General features: G+C 61.4%; 19 protein-coding genes. 15 read left to right on the forward strand and 4 right to left on the reverse strand.

Annotation, left to right across the window (positions count from 1 at the left end):
* The 8 genes from AC1DIO_RS33545 to AC1DIO_RS33580 all read left to right on the forward strand — a co-directional run.
* Window positions 1-590: hypothetical protein (locus AC1DIO_RS33545; RefSeq protein WP_476854775.1), on the forward strand; the 590-nt coding region annotated here is incomplete at its 5' end.
* A 73-nt stretch (window positions 591-663) separates the two neighbouring features.
* Window positions 664-1,128, forward strand: a complete 465-nt coding sequence (locus AC1DIO_RS33550) for a hypothetical protein (RefSeq protein ID WP_441508825.1) — start codon at window positions 664-666, stop codon at window positions 1,126-1,128.
* Complete coding sequence (locus tag AC1DIO_RS33555; RefSeq protein WP_476854776.1) at window positions 1,121-2,353, forward strand: HlyD family secretion protein; 1,233 nt, start codon at window positions 1,121-1,123, stop codon at window positions 2,351-2,353. Before AC1DIO_RS33550 ends, AC1DIO_RS33555 begins: the two co-directional genes overlap by 8 nt.
* 394 nt (window positions 2,354-2,747) lie before the next feature.
* On the forward strand, window positions 2,748-3,017 hold the full coding sequence (locus AC1DIO_RS33560; protein WP_441508827.1) for a hypothetical protein: 270 nt from the start codon (window positions 2,748-2,750) through the stop codon (window positions 3,015-3,017).
* 761 nt (window positions 3,018-3,778) lie between these two features.
* Complete coding sequence (locus AC1DIO_RS33565) at window positions 3,779-4,255, forward strand: CBS domain-containing protein (RefSeq protein ID WP_441508828.1); 477 nt, start codon at window positions 3,779-3,781, stop codon at window positions 4,253-4,255.
* 72 nt (window positions 4,256-4,327) lie between these two features.
* Window positions 4,328-5,719: a GntP family permease gene (locus AC1DIO_RS33570; protein ID WP_476854777.1), complete on the forward strand. Its 1,392-nt coding sequence runs from the start codon at window positions 4,328-4,330 to the stop codon at window positions 5,717-5,719.
* Window positions 5,720-5,809: 90 nt separating this feature from the next.
* Window positions 5,810-6,595, forward strand: a complete 786-nt coding sequence (locus tag AC1DIO_RS33575) for a 3-hydroxybutyrate dehydrogenase (RefSeq protein ID WP_441508830.1) — start codon at window positions 5,810-5,812, stop codon at window positions 6,593-6,595.
* Window positions 6,596-6,721: 126 nt separating this feature from the next.
* Window positions 6,722-7,117 carry a phasin gene (locus tag AC1DIO_RS33580; RefSeq protein ID WP_441508831.1) on the forward strand — a complete coding sequence of 132 codons (396 nt, stop codon included), beginning with the start codon at window positions 6,722-6,724 and terminating at the stop codon, window positions 7,115-7,117.
* A 402-nt stretch (window positions 7,118-7,519) separates the two neighbouring features.
* Here the strand turns inward: AC1DIO_RS33580 and AC1DIO_RS33585 are convergent, their stop codons facing one another.
* Complete coding sequence (locus tag AC1DIO_RS33585; protein WP_441508832.1) at window positions 7,520-7,855, reverse strand: hypothetical protein; 336 nt, start codon at window positions 7,853-7,855, stop codon at window positions 7,520-7,522.
* Window positions 7,856-8,558: 703 nt separating this feature from the next.
* On the opposite strand from AC1DIO_RS33585, the gene AC1DIO_RS33590 reads away from it, so the two are divergent.
* The 7 genes from AC1DIO_RS33590 to AC1DIO_RS33620 all read left to right on the forward strand — a co-directional run bounded on the left by AC1DIO_RS33590 (window position 8,559) and on the right by AC1DIO_RS33620 (window position 15,787).
* Complete coding sequence (locus AC1DIO_RS33590) at window positions 8,559-10,799, forward strand: DUF3141 domain-containing protein (RefSeq protein WP_476854778.1); 2,241 nt, start codon at window positions 8,559-8,561, stop codon at window positions 10,797-10,799.
* 12 nt (window positions 10,800-10,811) lie between these two features.
* Window positions 10,812-11,594 (forward strand): enoyl-ACP reductase FabI, encoded by a 783-nt coding sequence (gene fabI, locus AC1DIO_RS33595; protein WP_441508834.1) that lies wholly within the window; start codon window positions 10,812-10,814, stop codon window positions 11,592-11,594.
* 145 nt (window positions 11,595-11,739) lie between these two features.
* The gene (locus tag AC1DIO_RS33600; protein WP_441508835.1) at window positions 11,740-12,387 is read left to right on the forward strand and encodes a CoA transferase subunit A; all 648 of its coding nucleotides are present in this window, start codon (window positions 11,740-11,742) and stop codon (window positions 12,385-12,387) included.
* Window positions 12,388-12,399: 12 nt separating this feature from the next.
* On the forward strand, window positions 12,400-13,050 hold the full coding sequence (locus AC1DIO_RS33605) for a 3-oxoacid CoA-transferase subunit B (protein WP_441508836.1): 651 nt from the start codon (window positions 12,400-12,402) through the stop codon (window positions 13,048-13,050).
* Window positions 13,051-13,189: 139 nt separating this feature from the next.
* The gene (locus AC1DIO_RS33610) at window positions 13,190-14,650 is read left to right on the forward strand and encodes a short-chain fatty acid transporter (RefSeq protein ID WP_441508842.1); all 1,461 of its coding nucleotides are present in this window, start codon (window positions 13,190-13,192) and stop codon (window positions 14,648-14,650) included.
* Between the two features lie 309 nt (window positions 14,651-14,959).
* Window positions 14,960-15,277: a hypothetical protein gene (locus AC1DIO_RS33615; RefSeq protein ID WP_441508837.1), complete on the forward strand. Its 318-nt coding sequence runs from the start codon at window positions 14,960-14,962 to the stop codon at window positions 15,275-15,277.
* Between the two features lie 378 nt (window positions 15,278-15,655).
* A complete protein-coding gene (locus tag AC1DIO_RS33620) occupies window positions 15,656-15,787 on the forward strand; it encodes a hypothetical protein (protein WP_441508838.1) in 132 nt (43 codons plus the stop codon).
* Window positions 15,788-15,799: 12 nt separating this feature from the next.
* On the opposite strand, the gene AC1DIO_RS33625 is transcribed toward AC1DIO_RS33620, so the two are convergent.
* The 3 genes from AC1DIO_RS33625 to AC1DIO_RS33635 all read right to left on the reverse strand — a co-directional run.
* Complete coding sequence (locus AC1DIO_RS33625) at window positions 15,800-16,741, reverse strand: HD domain-containing protein (RefSeq protein WP_476825157.1); 942 nt, start codon at window positions 16,739-16,741, stop codon at window positions 15,800-15,802.
* Between the two features lie 268 nt (window positions 16,742-17,009).
* On the reverse strand, window positions 17,010-17,702 hold the full coding sequence (locus tag AC1DIO_RS33630) for a MarC family protein (RefSeq protein WP_476854779.1): 693 nt from the start codon (window positions 17,700-17,702) through the stop codon (window positions 17,010-17,012).
* Between the two features lie 499 nt (window positions 17,703-18,201).
* The coding region (locus AC1DIO_RS33635) for an aspartate-alanine antiporter-like transporter (protein WP_476854780.1) at window positions 18,202-18,648 on the reverse strand (447 nt) is incomplete at its 5' end.

Raw genomic sequence — 18,648 nt, forward strand, 5'->3', positions numbered from 1 at the left:
GCCACAACATGTCGACATTGAAGCACTGGTCGCTTGCTTTCGCCCTGCTTGCCGGCGTGGCGTCCTGGTCCGACAGCCAGCCGGCCAGAGCGCAGACGGTCATTGTCGCGGGTGTCGGCCCGGCGGCCATCGATGAGCTCAATGTCAAGTTTGCGGCAGTCGACCGGGCCAATCACACCATAATCGTGCAGCAGCGAGGCCACCGTTGGCTTGTCGAGGTGCCGGAGGTTTTCGGTGATCTCTCCAGGGTCAAGGTTGGAGACAACCTCGAAATCAGKCGGATCGACGGGGCAATCGCGGCCGTCACCAGGGGCAAGAAGGGACTCAAGCCCGGCATCCGGTATTCCGAAGGCAAGTCTGACGCGGTTTTCCAGAACCTCCCATCCCGGTTTGTGACCCGCACCGCGACCGTGACGGCAAAGTTCAACGGCTTCGACGCTGCCAAGAAAATTGCCACGATCGACGGTCCGGATGGACGGCGTTCGCTGCCGGTCGCGGATCCCGTCCTCGCCGCCGATCTCCAGAAGCTGAAGCGCGGCGACATGATMGAGCTCGTCTTTACCGAGGCGTTCCAGGTGACTCTCAAGTGATCGGGTGCGGGCTGGCGTTTCGCGCCTGACACGGATACCGTCGCGATAGCGTCAAGGGTCGGGTGCGGAAGCCATGTCGTCGCCCAACATTCATCCTGCTGCTTCGCACCATTTGCCGTCTTTCATCACGGCACCGGGAGAGACCGACTATCTCATGGTCGCAATGGCGGTGGTCCTCGTCGTTGCGGTCCTGACGGTTGGCATCATCTTCTTTCGTCTGCACACGTTGCCCGAGCGGATGGCGCACAAGTCCAATAAGCTCCAGTTCGAAATTGTCGCGGTCCTCGGGCTTCTGGCGCTGTTCACCCATATCCACCTGTTCTGGGTGGCCGGGCTTCTGCTGGCGTTGATCGAGTTGCCCGACTTCTCCGGCCTCTTCGGCCGCATGGCTCACGCTCTCGAGCGAATTGCAGGCTCGGCGCCCCGCCGCAGCGGCGGGGCAACAACCGAGCCACCAGACCCGCCCGATACCCGGAAGACGCCGGTCGTTCACGAGCCGGGGCACCATGCCCGGCAGAAGGAGCCGAGCCATGCTTGAGCTCATGTTCTGCTCGCTTTTGACGATCCTGCCCGACTATCTTTTTCGCCGTTACTGGCAGGGCAGGCGCATTGGCAAGGAGATCACGCTCTACTCAGTCTGGTTCGAATTGCGCTGGGGCATCACGGCCTGCGCGATGTTGACAGTCGGGCTGATCACGGTGGTCTTCTACTTTCACCCCTCGACCACGAACGCGACCCTGTTCTTCAGGGCAGTGCCGATCATGCCGGAGAACAGAKGAAAGGTCGCAGAGGTCTTTGTCGGGCTCAGCGGCAGGGTCGAAAAAGGAACCCCCATCTTCCGCCTGGACAGCCGTGAGCAGGAAGCGGCAGCCGAGACCGCCCGCCGCAAGATTGCCGAGGCCGACGCTGCCCTGGTTGTCGCCCGATCCGAGCTCGCCTCGAGTGAATCCAAGATCCAGGAGGCGAGGAGCGACCTCCAGCAGGCGCAGGACGAGTTGCGGACCAAGCAGGAATTGGTGCGACGAAACGCGAATGTCGTCGCGCAGCGTGAGATCGAGAAGCTGGAGGTCAGCGTTGCCGGGAGAGAAGCCGCTTTGAACTCGGCGACCGCAGCACATGATACTGCCCAGATACGGATCTCGACGCTGCTGCCGGCGCAGAGGGAAAGTGCTCAGGCGGCCCTGGCTTTGGCCCAGATCGACATCGAGAACACGGTGATCCGAGCCGGGTTCACCGGCCGTGTCGAACAATTTGCGCTTCGTGCTGGCGACCTCGTCAATCCGAACATGCGCGCGGGCGGCGTATTGATCCCCGAGGGGGCCGGACGATCGTCGTTGCAGGCCGGCTTCTCCCAGATCGAGGCGCAGGTCATGAAGGTCGGGATGGTTGCCGAGGCCGTCTGCATCTCGAAGCCTTGGGTCGTCATTCCGATGGTGGTGACCGCGCTGCAGGATTTTATCGCAGCCGGGCAGTTTCGCGGTGGCGAGCAGTTGATTGACGCACAACAGGTCGCCAGGCCTGGCACGATCCTGACATTTCTCGAGCCGCTCTATCCCGATGGGCTCGAGGGGGTGACGCCAGGAAGCAGCTGTATCGTCAACGCCTATTCTAGCAATCATGATCGCATCGAGGCGAAGGACACCAGCTCCGTCAAAAAGGTCCTCCTTCATGCGGTCGATGCGGTCGGGCTTGTTCATGCGATGATCCTGAGGATCCAGGCACTGGTTCTGCCCATTCAGACATTGGTTTTCACCGGACACTGATCCGGTCCGTGCGATCCTTGGTCCTCGCGCTTAATACCGTCGACACTGTGGTAGCCGTGCGGGAGGATCAGGCAAAATTCCGATAAGGTAGGGGGTGGTTTTGACCAAATCCGAGGAGTCCTCGGGGCCTGCCGCCCTCGACTACGGGGCTCCTACGATAGCCTTCGACGGCATCGGGGGCCTCCTGCACGGAAACGGCCTGTACAGCATCGTTTTGATTTCCGGCCGACCCACCGTGATGCGCAACCAGTCCGTCCCGATCGTCCCGATCGTTTCATGCCAGATTCAGAGTAACCGTGAAGGACTCCTGCAACCCAAGAAGGCAATCGACGACTTGCTCTTGGCCACTACAGAGCCTCACGGTCAGGCGCAGTGACATGGTACACTCCTGCTGATGAAAATAACGGAACACGACATCCGCGACGGGGAAAGCAGCCGTGATTACGTGCGGCGCATTCCGCTTTGGCGACTGGCAGCGCTGCTGGTGATTGGCGTTGGAGCATTTGTTGGGATCGCAACCTTCTTTGCAATGTCGTTCGTGACTTTCAGGCAGTTCTGGATGTCGCTCCCGTTCTGGGCCAACATCTTCATCTTCCTTAGCTTCTTCATTATTGTTCTTGCGGTAGTATCTGTGATCATGCTTCGCGACAGTCGGCGACGCTGAGGGCACTCATTGAAAGACATGACGCCGCCGAAGGTCGCCTAGGCACTGCTTCTGGTTGGCAACCATTCGCCCATGCAGAACGTTGCTTGCCATTTGCTGCGTTTGGTGGCGGAAAGGTCCGCGTTCGGGTCGGTACATCCCCGGCATGGGTGACTCAAGGGGCCCCGGTTGGGCCTCACACGCTCCGAGTTCGAATACCAAGTCTCATAATAACCAAAGCTGACATCCACTTCGCGAAGGCCCCGAAACTGATCAAATAGCCGAACCAGCCCTCAGATCTGTGACCCCGATGGACTGGGCATGGCATCGCCCTAGTAACACCCTCCCGAGGCTTGCGCCCCACAACGTGTACGGAAAACGCTCGCGTAGACAGACGGAAAGCTGCTCCCTTCGCCCTTTCCGGTCAATGCGTGTCATGCCGTTGGTCGCCAGTGACCACCCAGGCGCGGAGGGTGGCGGACGACCGGGCGCCTGCGGGCCTGCAACAACCGTCTCCTCGGCAGCACCGCACAGGGAGGCACGGACGTATTGGCCCTAGGGACAGGTTCTCGCTGCCATGAAGCTGCTATAACTCCAATCGTGCGATGAGCTGCACAGCGATTGATCCGGACCTGTTCGCACGAGTGATGACTTACTGGATTCGGCCGGTGGTCAACGAAATAACTCCATTGTATGACGACGATTTCTGACGACCTGCGTTAGGTATCGTGAATACTTTCGATAGCATTTCGTCGCTTGCTGTATTGTGGGGGTGAGAGCAGATGCCAACGCTCAACAAGACCGCGCACGAGCTACTGCAATCCAAGCGTTCGGAGGTCTCCGCCGTCATCAGCGTGGCACCGAACGACACAGTTCTCAGCGCCCTTACGCTGATGCGGGACAAGAATGTCGGGGCTGTCGTCGTACTCGACCGTGGTGAGCTCAAGGGCATCCTCACCGAGCGCGACTACGCTCGGGATGTCGAACTGGAGGGCAAAACAGCGGGCGCCTGCCTTGTCCACGAGATCATGACCGACCGTTCGATCGTTTTTGCGAGGCCTGGCGATTCCGTCGAGCGATGCCACGCCTTGTTGAAGACGCACCGCATTCGTCATCTGCTCGTCTGCGAGGAGCGCAAGGTCATCGGCGTCCTCTCGGTCCGCGACATTCTCGAGGAGATCATCGCGGAGGAAAAAAACGTCATTCGCGAGCTCGAGACGGACAGGCTCATGATGACGACGGATACCGGATCATACTGAGTTCGACGTTTCCGGCGTCCGGGTACTGCGCCGTGCAGGGGAAATAACAAGAGAAGTGCTGGAGTAAAGCGCATGGATTTCCTGATTACCCTTGCTGCTCTCGTCCTGCTGATGTTCGTCGCCTATCGTGGCTTCAGCGTTATCCTCTTCGCGCCGATCGCCGCGATGCTGGCCGTACTGGTGACGGATCCCGCGGCAGTGCCGCCCGTGTTCACCGGCATCTTCATGGAGAAGATGGTCGGCTTCGTGAAACTGTATTTCCCGGTCTTCCTGCTCGGCGCGGTCTTTGGCAAGCTCATCGAATTATCGGGTTTCTCCAAGTCGATCGTCTCGGCGGTCATCGGCGTCGTCGGGCGCGAGCGGGCGATGCTCTCGATCGTGCTGGTCGGCGCGGTTCTGACCTACGGCGGCGTTTCGCTCTTTGTGGTCGTCTTCGCGGTATATCCGTTCGCGGCCGAGATGTTCCGGCAAAGCGACATCCCCAAGCGCCTCATCCCCGGCACGATCGCCCTGGGTGCCTTCACCTTCACCATGGACGCGTTGCCCGGAACGCCGCAGATCCAGAACATCATCCCCACCACTTTCTTCAAGACGGATACGTGGGCCGCTCCAATTCTTGGAACGATAGGTGCGATCTTCATTCTCACGGTGGGCATGGCCTACCTGCAGTGGCGCCGGCGGGTGGCCGCGGCGGCTGGAGAGGGCTATGGCGAGGGCCATACGAACGAGCCCGAACCAATGGCTGAGGAGAAACTGGTCCACCCCGCCATCGCCCTGGCGCCGCTGGTTGTGGTCGGGGTGGCCAACAAGATCCTGACGGGCCTGATCGTCAAATACTACKGCGCCACTCACGAGGTGACGCTGGCGGGAATGGTGAAGCCTCTGATCACGCAGGTGTCGTCGGTCGCCGCGATCTGGGCCGTCCAGGGCGCGCTCCTGCTTGGCATCCTGACCGTGCTGGCCTTCGCCTTCCGAGCGGTCATGCAGCGCTTCGCCGACGGCACCAAGGCCGCGGTGGCGGGATCGCTGCTGGCCTCCATGAACACGGCGTCGGAGTACGGCTTCGGCGGCGTCATCGCAGCGTTGCCAGGGTTCGTCGTCATCGCCGACGCCCTCAAAGCGATCCCGAACCCGCTGGCCAACACGGCGATCAGCGTGTCGGTGCTCGCAGGTATCACCGGCTCGGCCTCCGGAGGCATGAGCATCGCGCTAGCGGCCATGTCGGACCAGTTTATTGCTGCCGCCAATGCCGCCAATATCCCGCTTGAAGTTCTGCATCGCGTTGCCGCGATGGCGAGCGGCGGCATGGACACGCTTCCACATAATGGTGCGGTTATCACCCTACTTTCCGTGACCGGCCTGACTCATCAGCAGTCTTACCGCGATATCTTCGCGATCACCTTAATCAAGACGCTCGCTGTGTTCGTCGTCATTGCCGTCTATTACACGACCGGACTGGTTTGATCGCTTCATCTCACAGATCCGTCGCGAGGTTCGTCGCGAACGGGCAGGGTTCCAGTACACAAACGGCGTTTAGGCGCCATCGGAGGCAAGATGTCACTTCAAGGAAAGGCGGCCGTCGTTACCGGATCCACGAGTGGAATCGGGCTTGCTCTGGCGCGCGCTTTCGCCAAGGAGGGCGCCGACATACTCATCAACGGCTTCGGAGACGCCGCCACCATCGAGAAGGAGCGCGCGGGCATCGAGACCGACTTCAAAGTGGTCTGCCGGTACTCGCCGGCGGACATGTCGAAGGGCGCKGAAGTGACCGGCATGGTGCGGATGGCCGAGCAGGAGTTCGGCCGGGTCGATATTCTTGTCAACAACGCCGGCATCCAACATGTGGCGCCGATCGAGGAGTTTCCCGACGACAAGTGGGAAGCGATCATCCGAATCAACCTACTCGCCGCTTTTTACGCGACCAAGGCGGTCGTTCCCGGCATGAAATCACGTGGTTGGGGACGTATTATCAACACAGCGTCCGCCCATGCGCTGGTCGCGTCACCCTTCAAATCCGCCTATGTCGCCGCGAAGCATGGCATTGCCGGCCTCACCAAGACAGTCGCTCTTGAGGTGGCGAAAGATCACGTCACGGTCAATGCGATCTGTCCCGGCTATGTCTGGACGCCGCTGGTCGAGAAGCAAATCCCGGACACGATGAAGGCTCGCGGTCTCACCAAGGAGCAAGTCATTGCGGATGTGCTGCTGGAGGCGCAGCCAACGAAGGAGTTCGTCACTGTGGAGCAAATTGCGGCGCTGGCGCTCTTTCTGAGTTCTGACGCCGCATCGTCGATCACTGGGACCATGTTGTCGATCGACGGCGGGTGGACCGCCCATTAGAGGCGCCCAAGAACGTCCGTGGTGATGAGGGGCAGGCTGACCCTTGAGCCTTTGTCATCGCAAACGAGCACGATACTGTGGCGCAGAACGATCGAAGTGTTCATTGTTGAATAGGGAAGAAACTCCATGAATGGCAAGACACCCTACGAAGTGCCGGCCCAAATGCGTGAACTCGCTGAACGTAACGTCGAGCAGGCTCGCAAGGCCTTCGACGGCTTCATCGGCGCTGCGCGGAAAGCGGTCGAGGCCGCCCCTGGTTCTGCCGGGTTTGCGCTTTTCGACATGCAGGATATCGGCCGCAAGGCCATCGCCTATGCAGACAACAATGTCTCTGCCGGGCTCGATCTGGCCCAGAAGCTGGTCAAGGCGAAAGACCTGGTGGAAGTCATGCAGCTCCAGTCCGATTTCCTCAAGTCTCAGATGGCCGCGTTTCAGACCCAACTCAAAGAATTGGGCGCGGCTGCGCAGGATGCGGCAGCGAAGGCTGCCGAGACGGCCAACACACTCACAAAGCCGAAGTGATCGCTTCTCATAGATCGTCGTCGTCTTCGATGCGAATGAGGAGTGCGCCCCTTGAGGCAGACAGTTTGAAGCGTGGCAATTGACCGGAGATCCGGGCTTTCGAAGGATGGAAGCCATGGCCCCGGCACCGCACCCACAGCACCTGATTTCAAGCACCATGTGGCGCAGGACTACCTGGCTAGCGAGACGCTCCATAGCCTCGCCCGCCGACACGACCTGTCGCGGAACCTGATCCGCAGCTGGGTTTAGAGCCTTGGGCTGGCGCCTTCGACGACGAGGCGTGGCTGACGATGCGATTGACGCTTATCGTCTCGCTGGCAAGCGACCTTGACGGGGGGTGGGCGCTCCGCGTGCTGGTGGGGCTCGTGCTGGCTATCCCGTGGGGCTGTTGATCTTGGGGTGTCACTCACGCTTATCTCCGCAGTGGGCGGGCGACGGGGCGGCGAGCATTGCGTGGTCTCTAACTGCATAGGCCGCTTCAAAGGCGGCGCAATACTCGTCACGCAGGAGGCCCAACAGCCCCGTCACGGCCGCATCTCGCTCGGCGACCAACGCCGGGATGGCTGGCTCGGCGGCGAGGTAGGCGCGAATGGCGACTTCGGCCTGCCCTCGGTAGTGGTCGCGCACTGAGTGCCAATGCTCCTCGTAGCTCTCTGGTGAAGGCGCCTCGCAGGAAGAGTACACATTCTCACACATTGCCCGCGCGGCTATCTCCACCGCTCCGCTGTCGAGGTTCATTGCGGGGCTCCTTGATGCTGGGGGGCCGGCGCGAGACGCGTGCTTTCGGTGCGGCTTCGAGGTTGCTCGCAGTCAGCTTCTGAGCCTCCCCTGAGGGCGTGGGCGGAAAGCCAATGAGGAATGCCCAAATTAGCTCCTGCCCTATTCGAGTGTCTGGCACGGAGTCCGGCCATGCGCCTCGCTCTTCAGCGAGCGGCTTCTGAGCGCCGTTCAACTCAGCTCGCGCTTCGGCAGGCCGATTGTTCTCTGCGCCAACGATCAACGTCAATGTCTGCAACCATGACCGTGGCTATTTGCGCGGAGCTGGGCACTGGGCACCGCTTTATCCAGGCGCAGGCGGTCCCCTCAAAGCCCCGGGTCGGGTGCGGAGATCATGGCGCTCTGGACCTGCTCCGAGCCGATGGCGTGCCACCTTCACCATCGGGCTGGGCAGTCAGCGAATGGGTGGATACGGCCGCTTTTCCAGATCCCATTGACCCGTTGCGGTGGATATTGTGGACGACGGGGGTGGAGTTCCGGATGGGGCGAGCCCAAGCTGGTCGAGGCACGCTTGGGCGTAATCGGTGGTCCAGACGGGAGGCGGATTGCCCCAAAGGTCAATTGCCTTGCCGCGACGCCTCAATACAGGCTTGCAGCACGTCGGCACCAGCCTAAAGTGCTTGTTCCGCCGATATGAACGCATAAAACCGAAGAGGCGAGGGCGATGATGTCAAAGCCTGGCCAACCCGAGAAGCCTGCGACCACCGGGGCTTTTGGTCCGTTTGGCGCTGCGATGGAGTACATGGTCGACGCCGCGCAGCGCAGCCTCCTGTTCATGGATGTGATGCGCCAGAGCGGAAACCAGTATCGCGAGCATCTCGCCGAGACCGCTCCGCATGTGCTCGACTATGAGGCGGAGGTCGTTCTCGACGGCCGCAACCTCGATCATCCCGTCAATTACATTCTCGTGCGGATTATCCCGCCCGAGGGCGTTTCGGTCGATCCTATGCGCCGCCCCTTCGTGGTGGTCGATCCGCGGGCCGGGCACGGGCCGGGTATCGGCGGGTTCAAGGCCGACAGCGAGATCGGCGTCGCCTTCAAGGCCGGGCATCCCTGCTATTTCGTCGGATTCCTGCCCGAGCCCATGCCGGGCCAGACCATCGAGGACATCGCCCGCGCCGAGGGGATTTTCCTCGAGCGGGTCATCGCATTGCACCCGCAGGCCGACGGCAAGCCCTGCGTGATCGGCAACTGCCAGGCGGGCTGGGCGCTCATGATGCTTGCATCACTGCGGCCGGAGCTGTTCGGCCCCATCATCATCGCCGGTTCGCCGCTCTCCTATTGGGCGGGCGTGCGCGGACAGAACCCGATGCGCTACAGCGGCGGTCTGTTGGGCGGGAGCTGGCTGACCGCGCTCACCTCCGACCTTGGCGCCGGCAAGTTCGACGGCGCCTGGCTCGTTCAGAACTTCGAGAACCAGAACCCGGCCAATACGCTCTGGAGCAAGCGCTACAATCTCTATTCCAAGATCGACACGGAGGCGCCGCGCTATCTCGGCTTCGAGCGCTGGTGGGKCGGGCATGTCAATCTGAACGCCGCCGAAATCCAGGCGATCGTCGACGACCTTTTCGTCGGCAACAAGCTGGCGGCCGGCGAGATCCGGACCTCCGACGGAGTGGCAATCGATCTGCGCAATATCCGTTCGCCGATCGTGGTGTTCTGTTCCAAGGGCGACAACATCACGCCGCCGCAGCAGGCGCTCGGATGGATCCTGGATCTCTACGAGGACATCGACGAAATCCGCGCCTACGGCCAGACCATCGTCTACACGATCCATGAATCCGTCGGGCATCTCGGGATTTTTGTTTCCGCCGGCGTCGCCCGCAAGGAGCACGACGAGTTCTCCAGCAATATCGACATGATCGATGTGCTGCCGCCAGGGCTGTACGAGGCGGTGCTGGAAGCCAAGGAGGCGGACACGGTCAGCCCTGATCTCGTCGCGGGGCAGTGGGTGATGCGTTGTGAGGCGCGGACGCTCGACGACATTCGTGCGCTCGGCGGCAATGATGCGGAGGATGAGCGCCGCTTCGCCACTGCCGCACGAGTATCGGAGATCAACCTCGCCCTCTATCGCGCATTCGCGCAGCCGATGGTCCGCAGCATGACCTCGGCACCCGTCGCCGACGCCATGCGAAAGCTGCATCCTCTGCGGCTGCAATACGAACTCTTCTCCGATGCGAATCCTTTGATGGCGCCGGTCAAGGCTATGGCCGAACGGGCGAGCGAGGATCGGCGGCCGGTTGCCGCAGGCAATCCGTTTCTCGCGATGCAGCAAGCGGTGTCCGAGCAGATCGTCGCAGGCCTCGACGCCTGGCGGGAAACGACTGAATCTTGGAGCGAGCGCATATTCCTGTCGGTCTACGGCTCACCCGCCTTGCAGGCCGCCGTGGGCATCGATCCGACCGATGCGCGACCTCTGCGGAAGGCGCAATCAAGCCCGCTCCATCGCGAACTCCTGCAGTCCCGCATCGCCGAACTGAAATCGCGCATCCCCAGAGGCGGCTTGCGCGAGTGCCTGGTCCGCGGCCTGCTCCATGTCGGTATGGCGCGCGGCCGTGCCGACGAACGCGGCCTTGCGGCCATTCGCGGCCTGCGGGCCGAAGTCGAGGATGACAAGCCGAAACCGAGCCTGGCCGAGTTCAAGGCGCTCGTGCGCGAGCAATACTACATGCTGCTGATCGACGAGGAGGCGACGCTCAGCGCCATTCCCGATCTGCTGCCGCCCGATCACGAAGCGCGCCAGAAGGCGCTTGCGGCACTCCGGCGCGTGTTGAGCGCGGCTGGCGACATGACAGGCGAGGCAGCGCAGAGGCTCGAGCGTATCGTCGGGCTGTTCGGCGGCGGAACCGCTGGAAAGGCCGATCCTGGCAATGGAGTCCTGAGGTTCGCGAAACCTAAGACCTGAGAAGGGCACTCGATGATACCTGTCGTCAAAGCAAAGCTGCTCGAGGGCAAGAAGGGACTGATCATTGGCATCGCCAATGATCAGTCGATCGCCTGGGGTTGTGCCAGGGCGTTTCGTGCGCTGGGAGCGGAACTCGCCGTCACCTATCTCAACGAAAAGGCCAAGAAATTTGTCGAGCCGCTGGCACAAGAGATCGAAGCCCCGATCGTGATGCCGCTCGACGCGCGCACGCCGGGCGAGATGGAAGCCGTGTTCGAGCGCATCGCCAAGGATTGGGGCGAACTCGATTTCGTCGTCCATTCCATCGCGTTTGCTCCCAAGGAGGCGCTGCATGGCCGCGTGGTGGATGTCGGGCGCGAGGGCTTTCTCGCCACCATGGACATTTCCTGCTGGTCCTTTCTTCAAATGGCCCATCTGGCCGAGCCCCTGATGAAGAAGGGCGGCACGCTCTTCACGATGACCTTCTACGGCAGCCAGATGGTCGTCGAGAATTACAACATCATGGGGGTGGCCAAGGCAGCGCTGGAAAGCGCGGTGCGCTATGTCGCCGCCGAACTGGGTCCCAAAGGCATTCGCGTGCATGCCATTTCGCCGGGCCCCCTGGCGACGCGCGCTGCCTCGGGCATCCCGGAATTCGACGCACTGCTCGAGAAGGCCAGGACCAAAGCCCCGGCCCGTAACCTCGTCAGCATCGACGACGTTGGCATGGCCACCGCCTTCCTGGCGCATGATGCAGCGCGCCTCATCACCGGACAGACGCTCTATATCGACGGCGGTTACCACATTATCGATTAGGTCAAGGGGTTGGTAAAAGCAAAAAAGACTCAAGAAAGACAATGTTACTGACGTTTTTTGATTTCAAGAACGTTTATCAAGAACGATTTACAATTTGAGCTTGAAATTGAATGTGTTAGTTTCATCGAAATCGGAACATTCGACAATGAAAACTGTCTCATGCGCGGATGCGGTCAATTTGATCCCGGATGGCGCAACCCTCATGATCGGCGGATTCATGGGCGTCGGGACGCCCGAGCGCCTGATCGACGAGCTGGTGCGCCAGGGTAAGCGAAATCTCATCGTGATCGCCAACGACAACGCGGTTCCCGGACGGGGGATCGGCAAGCTCGTCGACGCCGGCCTCGTCAGCCGCACCATCGCCAGCCATATCGGCCTCAATCCGGAGACGCAGCGGCAGATGATTGCGGGTACTATGGCGGTCGATCTCGTGCCGCAGGGCACGCTCATCGAGCGCATCCGCGCCGGCGGCAGCGGGCTCGGTGGCGTACTCACTCCGACAGGCGTCGGGACCCTCGTCGAGGAAGGCAAGCAGCGGATCGACCTCAACGGCAAGAGCTACCTCGTCGAGACTGCCCTCCGGGCGGATTTCGCGCTCATCAATGCCTTTCTCGCCGACTATCTCGGCAATCTTTCCTACGCGCTCACGGCGCGAAACTTCAATCCGGTGATGGCGATGGCAGCCGATACCACCATCGTCACGGCCGAGAATATCGTGCCGGTAGGACTGATATCGCCCGACCACGTCGTGACGCCCGCGCCGCTGGTCGACTATCTCGTCACCAACGCCTGACGGATCAGGACGATGGATGCACAATCGATCATCGCCAAGCGCATCGCAGGCGAGTTGCGAGCAGGGATGCTGGTCAATCTCGGCATTGGCATCCCCACCATGGTGGCGAACTTCGTGCCGACGGGCATCACGGTGTTCTTTCAGTCGGAGAATGGCCTGATCGGAACCGGCCCGATCCCCGAGGAGGGGATGGCGCATCCCACGCTGACGGATGCCGGCGGACGCCCGGTGACCGCATTGCCTGGCGCCAGTACGTTCGACAGCGCGATGTCATTCGCCTTCATTCGCGGCGGCCATGTCGACATGACGGTGCTCGGTGCGCTGCAGGTCGATGCGCATGGCTTGCTGGCGAATTGGATGATCCCCGGCAAAATGGTGCCGGGGATGGGTGGTGCGATGGACCTCGTCACCGGTGCAAAGCGCGTGATCGTGGCGATGCAGCATACCGCCAAGGGCAAGCCCAAGATCGTCAACCGATGCACGCTGCCCCTGACCTCGGTGAGGCCGGTGGACCTTGTCGTCAGTGAAATGGCAGTCATCGGATTTCCCGACGGACAGGCGACCCTGCTTGAACTCGGCCCTGGCGTGTCGGTGGAGCAAGTCATTGCGGCGACCGAGGCGAAGCTCGCCATTCCGGACAATGTCGAGGAGATGCGGCTGTAGCCGTGCCGACGGCAGGCGGTAGAACAGCGAGAGGGGGGAGGTGCAGCGTATCGTTGGGATGCAGGCTCCTTATGCGGCCTGCTTCGCGATGTCCATTGCGCATCGAGTTGACACCAGAACAACACGGGGGATCTGCGGCATGTCACAGGCGAGCTTGGCTAAGTCGGATGCAGCATCCAGCGGTCCAAACCAAAAGGACGGGTTGCTGGTTCGGATCGCGATCTCGTTCACGACCTGGGCGGAGCGCTGGTTCCCCGATGCCTTCGTTTTTGTAGCGATCGCGGTTGTGATTGTCTCTCTGGCGGCGATGCTGAATGGTGCCTCGCCGCTTGCCGTCAGCCGGGCTTTTGGCGACGGATTTTGGAGCCTGATCACATTCACGATGCAGATGGCATTCGTCGCCATCGGCGGTTATGTCGTCGCGGTCTCCGCTCCGGCTCAACGGCTCATCCGCCGCCTCGCGGCCATACCCAGTTCCGGCTCGGGCGCCGTCGGTGTTGTCGCGGCGGTAAGCATGCTTGCATCGCTACTCAACTGGGGCCTGAGCCTGATCTTCGGCGGCCTTCTCGTGCGCGCACTCGCGGAACGCCGCGAGCTGAAAATGGATTATCGCGCCGCTGCTGCGGCGGCCTATCTCGGTCTGGGTGCAACCTGGGCAATGGGCCTTTCCTCGTCAGCAGCGCAACTTCAGGCCAATGCGGGAAGTCTGCCCAAATCCCTGTTGCCGATAACGGGCGTGATCCCGTTCTCCGAAACCATCTTCCTGTGGCAGTCGGTGGTCGTCTCTGTCGTCCTGCTGTCGGTCTCGGTGGTGATCGCCGTTTGGTCGGCCCCCGGGCCAGACAAAGCCGTCACGGCGGAAGCGATGAACATCAATGTCGAACGGGACGTCACGGACGACCTGCCGCCACCACGGCAGCCGGGAGAATGGCTGGAACATTCGCCATTGCTGACGATCCTGATCGTTCTGCTGGCGGCTGGCTGGCTGGCTCATGAATTCGCGACCAAAGACACGATGATCGCGATTTCGAGCCTCAATACCTATAATTTCCTCTTCATCATGCTCGGCATGCTGCTGCATTGGCGGCCGAAGCGCTTCCTCAATGCGGTCGTCAAATCCGTGCCGGCGACGTCTGGGGTACTCATCCAGTTTCCGTTCTACGGCTCGATTGCAGCGATCCTCACGATGGCGAAGAACGATGCCGGGCTGACCGTTTCCGACCAGATCGCCCATGCCTTTGTCGCCATGTCGACCCAGCACCTCTATCCACTGGTGATCGGTGTCTATTCCGCGGTGCTTGGCTTTTTCATCCCGTCCGGTGGCGGCAAGTGGCTGCTCGAAGCCCCCTATGTCATGCAGGCCGCCAACGACCTCAAGGTGCATCTGGGCTGGGCGGTCCAAGTCTACAACGCCGCGGAGGCGCTGCCGAACCTTATCAATCCCTTCTGGATGCTGCCCTTGCTCGGCGTACTCGGCCTCAAGGCGCGCGACATTGTCGGCTTCACATTCCTGCAGTTGCTCGTCCATCTGCCGCTGGTGCTGTTCTTGCTCTGGGCCCTAGCCTACACCCTAGAATATCACCCGCCGGTGATCCCATGAGAAGGGAAGCCCCCCAGCCGGAGCCTCAAATAGCCGCTGGGCAAATCGGCGTTTGCTTGATTCACTTGATCACGCAATTACGATCTGGATTTTTGCGCCGCTTCGCCTGGCCGACGACGGAATTCGTGCTTGCATAACCCAGAAAGCCCCGTCGGCGGCTCCGCCTCCGATCGACGGTTAAATAACCGTTCGGATCGTAGGCCTTCGGCGTGGGCCGCCTTGCGGCTTCGACGCGKGCCGCGCATGAGACGCCATTCACCGTTGAACCACTCGCTKACTGTGCTCCTTTGGGAGACTAGGGAGGGTTTCATGCTTCGCTACGCCGTCGCTGTCGCGTCGATCTCACTCACCAGTTGCCAGGCCGTGAGCACCGCTCCTCCCAGGATGCAGCGCGTCGATGGCCGGGCAATCATTGGAAATGCGACGCTGGAGGCGCTGGTGAACAAGGATGCAGCCGCCTGCATTCGTAAAGCCAACAAGGCGCCCCTGCCGGCCAACACGATACGGGCCAATGGTGCGGTGGGGGGCGACGCAGCCGACCAGATTACCGCCCGCCGGAGCGAGGCCGTTAAGTCGATCTATCTCGGCTGCATGGCCGAGCGCGGCTACGTCACTCCGCCGGCCTAGTGGGCGCAGGCCATCTGGCACGCACGGGATGATGCATGGCCAGACGAAGTCGGAGCAGACCACGGTCTACATGCATCGCTGATCCGCGATCCAATGGCCATCAATCGATCGCCCTGATGATCCGCTTCGCTGCCGCTGGCGCCGGCCACACTCTGCCGCTTGGTGGATATTGCCGCAGTACACGGCGTGAACCGAGCGATGATGGTTCGTGGATTTGAGGCGGGGGACAGATACGGCGGCACGATTGCCTGTCGGTGCGCGGCGTAGCAACGTTGTACGCTGCGCCTTCACTGCCATCCGAAAGCCCAAGGATGTCCCTCGACCGATCATCGCCGGATCGCCGCGCCCTTACCCGGCCTTTCGAGCCGTGATGGCCACGTGAAGATGAAAATCTCGCTTCAACGCGGCGATTTTCCTCTTTTCGTCGATGCCCGAAAGGAACTGATCCGCTTCGGCAAGATCGATCCGGACCAGCTCGAATTTCCGTCCAGCGAGTCTCGCGTCGACTGAAATCCGGACGGCCTAGTCGGTGTCATCGCCATAGATACGAATGTAGCGCCCATCGACCTCGACGCCGACAAAGGGCTCGTCAAAGGCGAGGCACAGGCGCTGGGCAAGAGCGACGATCGCGTCGCCGCTATCTGTCCGGATCCTGCCGATAAGCATCGATCTGCGCCGGTGCTCATGAATGCCTTCGGCTGTCTGCACAGTGGCAGACGGGAACGTTCGGGCGATCATTTCACAGAGCAGGTCGATGTCTGCTTCTCCCAGGGTGCGGCACTTGGTGTTCGGCACATAGACGAGGTACACAGCCTGGCCGATGGCAGCCTCGAGCTCGTTCCTTGCTGACGCACCATCATCCAGATCGCCGAGCCCTTCGGCTCTGATTGTCTGCTCCACTGCTTTTGCGGTGTCGTCGAAGATGCGTTCGATCTCAGCGTTCGAACCGCGTCCGGCATCCACGAGATTGCGGCAGGCGTTCAGGTATCCAAGCCTGCGATCGTTCGACCAGCCGGCCGGCGGCGAGACGGCGATGGCGCGCAGGTTCGAGATGATGTCCGCGAACTTGACCAGCCTTGCCTCGCGCGATTTCTTGCCAATGCCTTCGAGCCGAGCGCGGCGCCGCTCCGACTTGGGCAAGGTCATGTCATCGGAATTCTCTTGGACGATATGTGCGGCACGGTCCCCGAACGCTGCAGCCAACTCGTCATGGCCAGTCTGGGTGTCCTCCAGCACATCATGGAGCACCGCCGCGATAAGAACGTCCATATCGCTGCTTTCGACCGACGCGACGAGATCGACCACTTCGATCAGGTGGTTGATATAGGGCTCCTGGCTCGCCCCCTTGCGACGATGGTTCCGATGGGCCTCGGCGGCAAAGGCCAGTGCTTTCGTCAGCCGCCGCACCTCACGCGCCTCGCGGAGATAGAGCTTTACCGATGGCGTGGAGATTAGGTCGCGCATGGCAAACTGCGGCCCCCACCTGGTGAAAAAAACGGAACTGCCGTGAGAGGCTCGCAGCGCCTCTTCACTATCAACCCGAACTCATGTCCTCAAGCATCGCCCCGCAACATCTGGCCCGGCAGGAAAAGGGGCGCGAATGTCGGCGCTCTTTCCCGGAAGGATTCGGATCACCACATTGGCGCGCGGAAATCCGGCTATTGGAGGCGGTAATTTCACGAACGGTCGTCGTCCTGACGAAGGGCTAGTGCTCGCACGCGGACCGGTGCGCTCAGCCCAGTGGCTTCGGGGCGGCCGGAATTGAGCCAGGATGCAGGACCGAGATGAGTAACTCATTCGCTCCGGACCATATGATCTGCATGCCGAGGGTGAAGAGGATGAATGCGGTTAAACGTACGGCAATGTCGGTTCCACCTGGACCGAGAAACCTTTGCATTCGATGCGCGTATGAGAAGCAGATTCCTATTGCGAAGGCGATCACCGCGACAGCGGCAAGACTGGCAAATATGAACAACAGCTCGTCGGCCGGTCGCTGAGCGCCCCGCGAGAGGCCGAGACTGATCATCACCGCGATCGTGCCCGGGCCAGTGGTGAGGGGCAGCGTCAACGGATAGAACGCCAGGCTGAGCGGATCTCCTAGATGCGCAGAGTTGGGTGTGGCCTCGATTTCCGTGCGGCTTCCTTTGTTGAGAAGCTTCCAACCGGATACCGCGACGATGAAACCGCCCGCAACGCGCAAGACCGGTATGGATATACCATAAAACTGCAGGATTAAGGCTCCAAGCAGAAAGGAACCCACTAGGACGAGCAGGGAGTTGAATGCGACCCGCCGCGCCAGTGCGCGCCGAACGTTGGGTGTCAGTCCACTCGTAAGCCCGATAAAGACAAGCGCCGTCCCCGKAGGATTCACCACAGGGAAGATCGCGGCAAGCACTAGCAGAAAGGAGTTGATGAATGTCTGCATAGGCGCGCCTCTACCGGAATTCCTATTTATGACAATACTGCCACACTCAGACTGGTCCTGTTCCAGCCTGCTGGATCCCGCTGCTGGTCGGGGTCGGCATCTCGTTTTGCGCCGCTGCGCGTTGCTTTCGGCTGCTTCGCCTCCAGGCGGCAAAGCTCGGATGCGCCACTCCCGGGCGCCCAGCAGGTCGCGTACGGTGCGTCCCGATCCGGGTTCGATTCTCGAGGCGATAAGCGCTCAATCCGCAAGTCGTCCAGCGCCATTCTTCCCATATGTCCTGGCGGTCTCGTGTGCGCCGACGCCCCACCAATTCGGCAGGTACTTTGCCACCTATCGCGGCGTCCGGATGGTGCGATAAGAAGGGACCCTTCGACAGCACGTCTTTTGCCGCACTGGGCATTTTGAAACTCGTCCCTGGTTGAGCGAGGTCGAAGCTCAAATCAATTTCGATTTGACCCAGCCACCGCAGGCAGCACGGCGCTACCAGCGCCAGCGACTCCTAACGCGACATGATGCCGATGAGGATTGGCCCCCAGGCCGTGAGCAGGATGTTCCCGATGGCATAGGGTACCGTGTAGCCCAGCGCCGGAATGCTGCTCTGGGCCTCGTCCTGGATGGCCCGGAGGGCGGCTGTGATGGTGCCAGCCCCGGCGCAGGCACCAAGCACGATCAGCGGATCCATCTTCAGGACGTAACGCCCGAACAGAATGCCGACGACATGCGGCAGCAGCGCGGAGACGAGGCCGACCAGGATCAGGCTGATGCCGGTCGCCTTCAGGCCCGAGACGAAGCTCGGTCCGGCGCCGAGCCCGACGATGCCGATGAACATGCAAAGCCCGACCGTATCGAAGATCCAGATCGCCGGCTCGGGAATGCGGCCGTAGAAGGGGTAGACGGAGCGGAGCCAGCCGAAGACGAGCCCCATGAAGAGGGCGCCGCCGCTCGC

It is taken from the genome of Allobosea sp. 05T439, from assembly GCF_056396005.1.

Coding starts and splice junctions, on each gene's coding strand:
- AC1DIO_RS33550 (WP_441508825.1), top strand. CDS start 664: ATGTCGTCGCCCAACATTCATCCTGCTGCTTCGCACCATTTGCCGTCT.
- AC1DIO_RS33560 (WP_441508827.1), top strand. CDS start 2,748: ATGAAAATAACGGAACACGACATCCGCGACGGGGAAAGCAGCCGTGAT.
- AC1DIO_RS33565 (WP_441508828.1), top strand. CDS start 3,779: ATGCCAACGCTCAACAAGACCGCGCACGAGCTACTGCAATCCAAGCGT.
- AC1DIO_RS33580 (WP_441508831.1), top strand. CDS start 6,722: ATGAATGGCAAGACACCCTACGAAGTGCCGGCCCAAATGCGTGAACTC.
- AC1DIO_RS33585 (WP_441508832.1), bottom strand. CDS start 7,855: ATGAACCTCGACAGCGGAGCGGTGGAGATAGCCGCGCGGGCAATGTGT.
- fabI (WP_441508834.1), top strand. CDS start 10,812: ATGATACCTGTCGTCAAAGCAAAGCTGCTCGAGGGCAAGAAGGGACTG.
- AC1DIO_RS33600 (WP_441508835.1), top strand. CDS start 11,740: ATGAAAACTGTCTCATGCGCGGATGCGGTCAATTTGATCCCGGATGGC.
- AC1DIO_RS33605 (WP_441508836.1), top strand. CDS start 12,400: ATGGATGCACAATCGATCATCGCCAAGCGCATCGCAGGCGAGTTGCGA.
- AC1DIO_RS33610 (WP_441508842.1), top strand. CDS start 13,190: ATGTCACAGGCGAGCTTGGCTAAGTCGGATGCAGCATCCAGCGGTCCA.
- AC1DIO_RS33615 (WP_441508837.1), top strand. CDS start 14,960: ATGCTTCGCTACGCCGTCGCTGTCGCGTCGATCTCACTCACCAGTTGC.
- AC1DIO_RS33625 (WP_476825157.1), bottom strand. CDS start 16,741: ATGCGCGACCTAATCTCCACGCCATCGGTAAAGCTCTATCTCCGCGAG.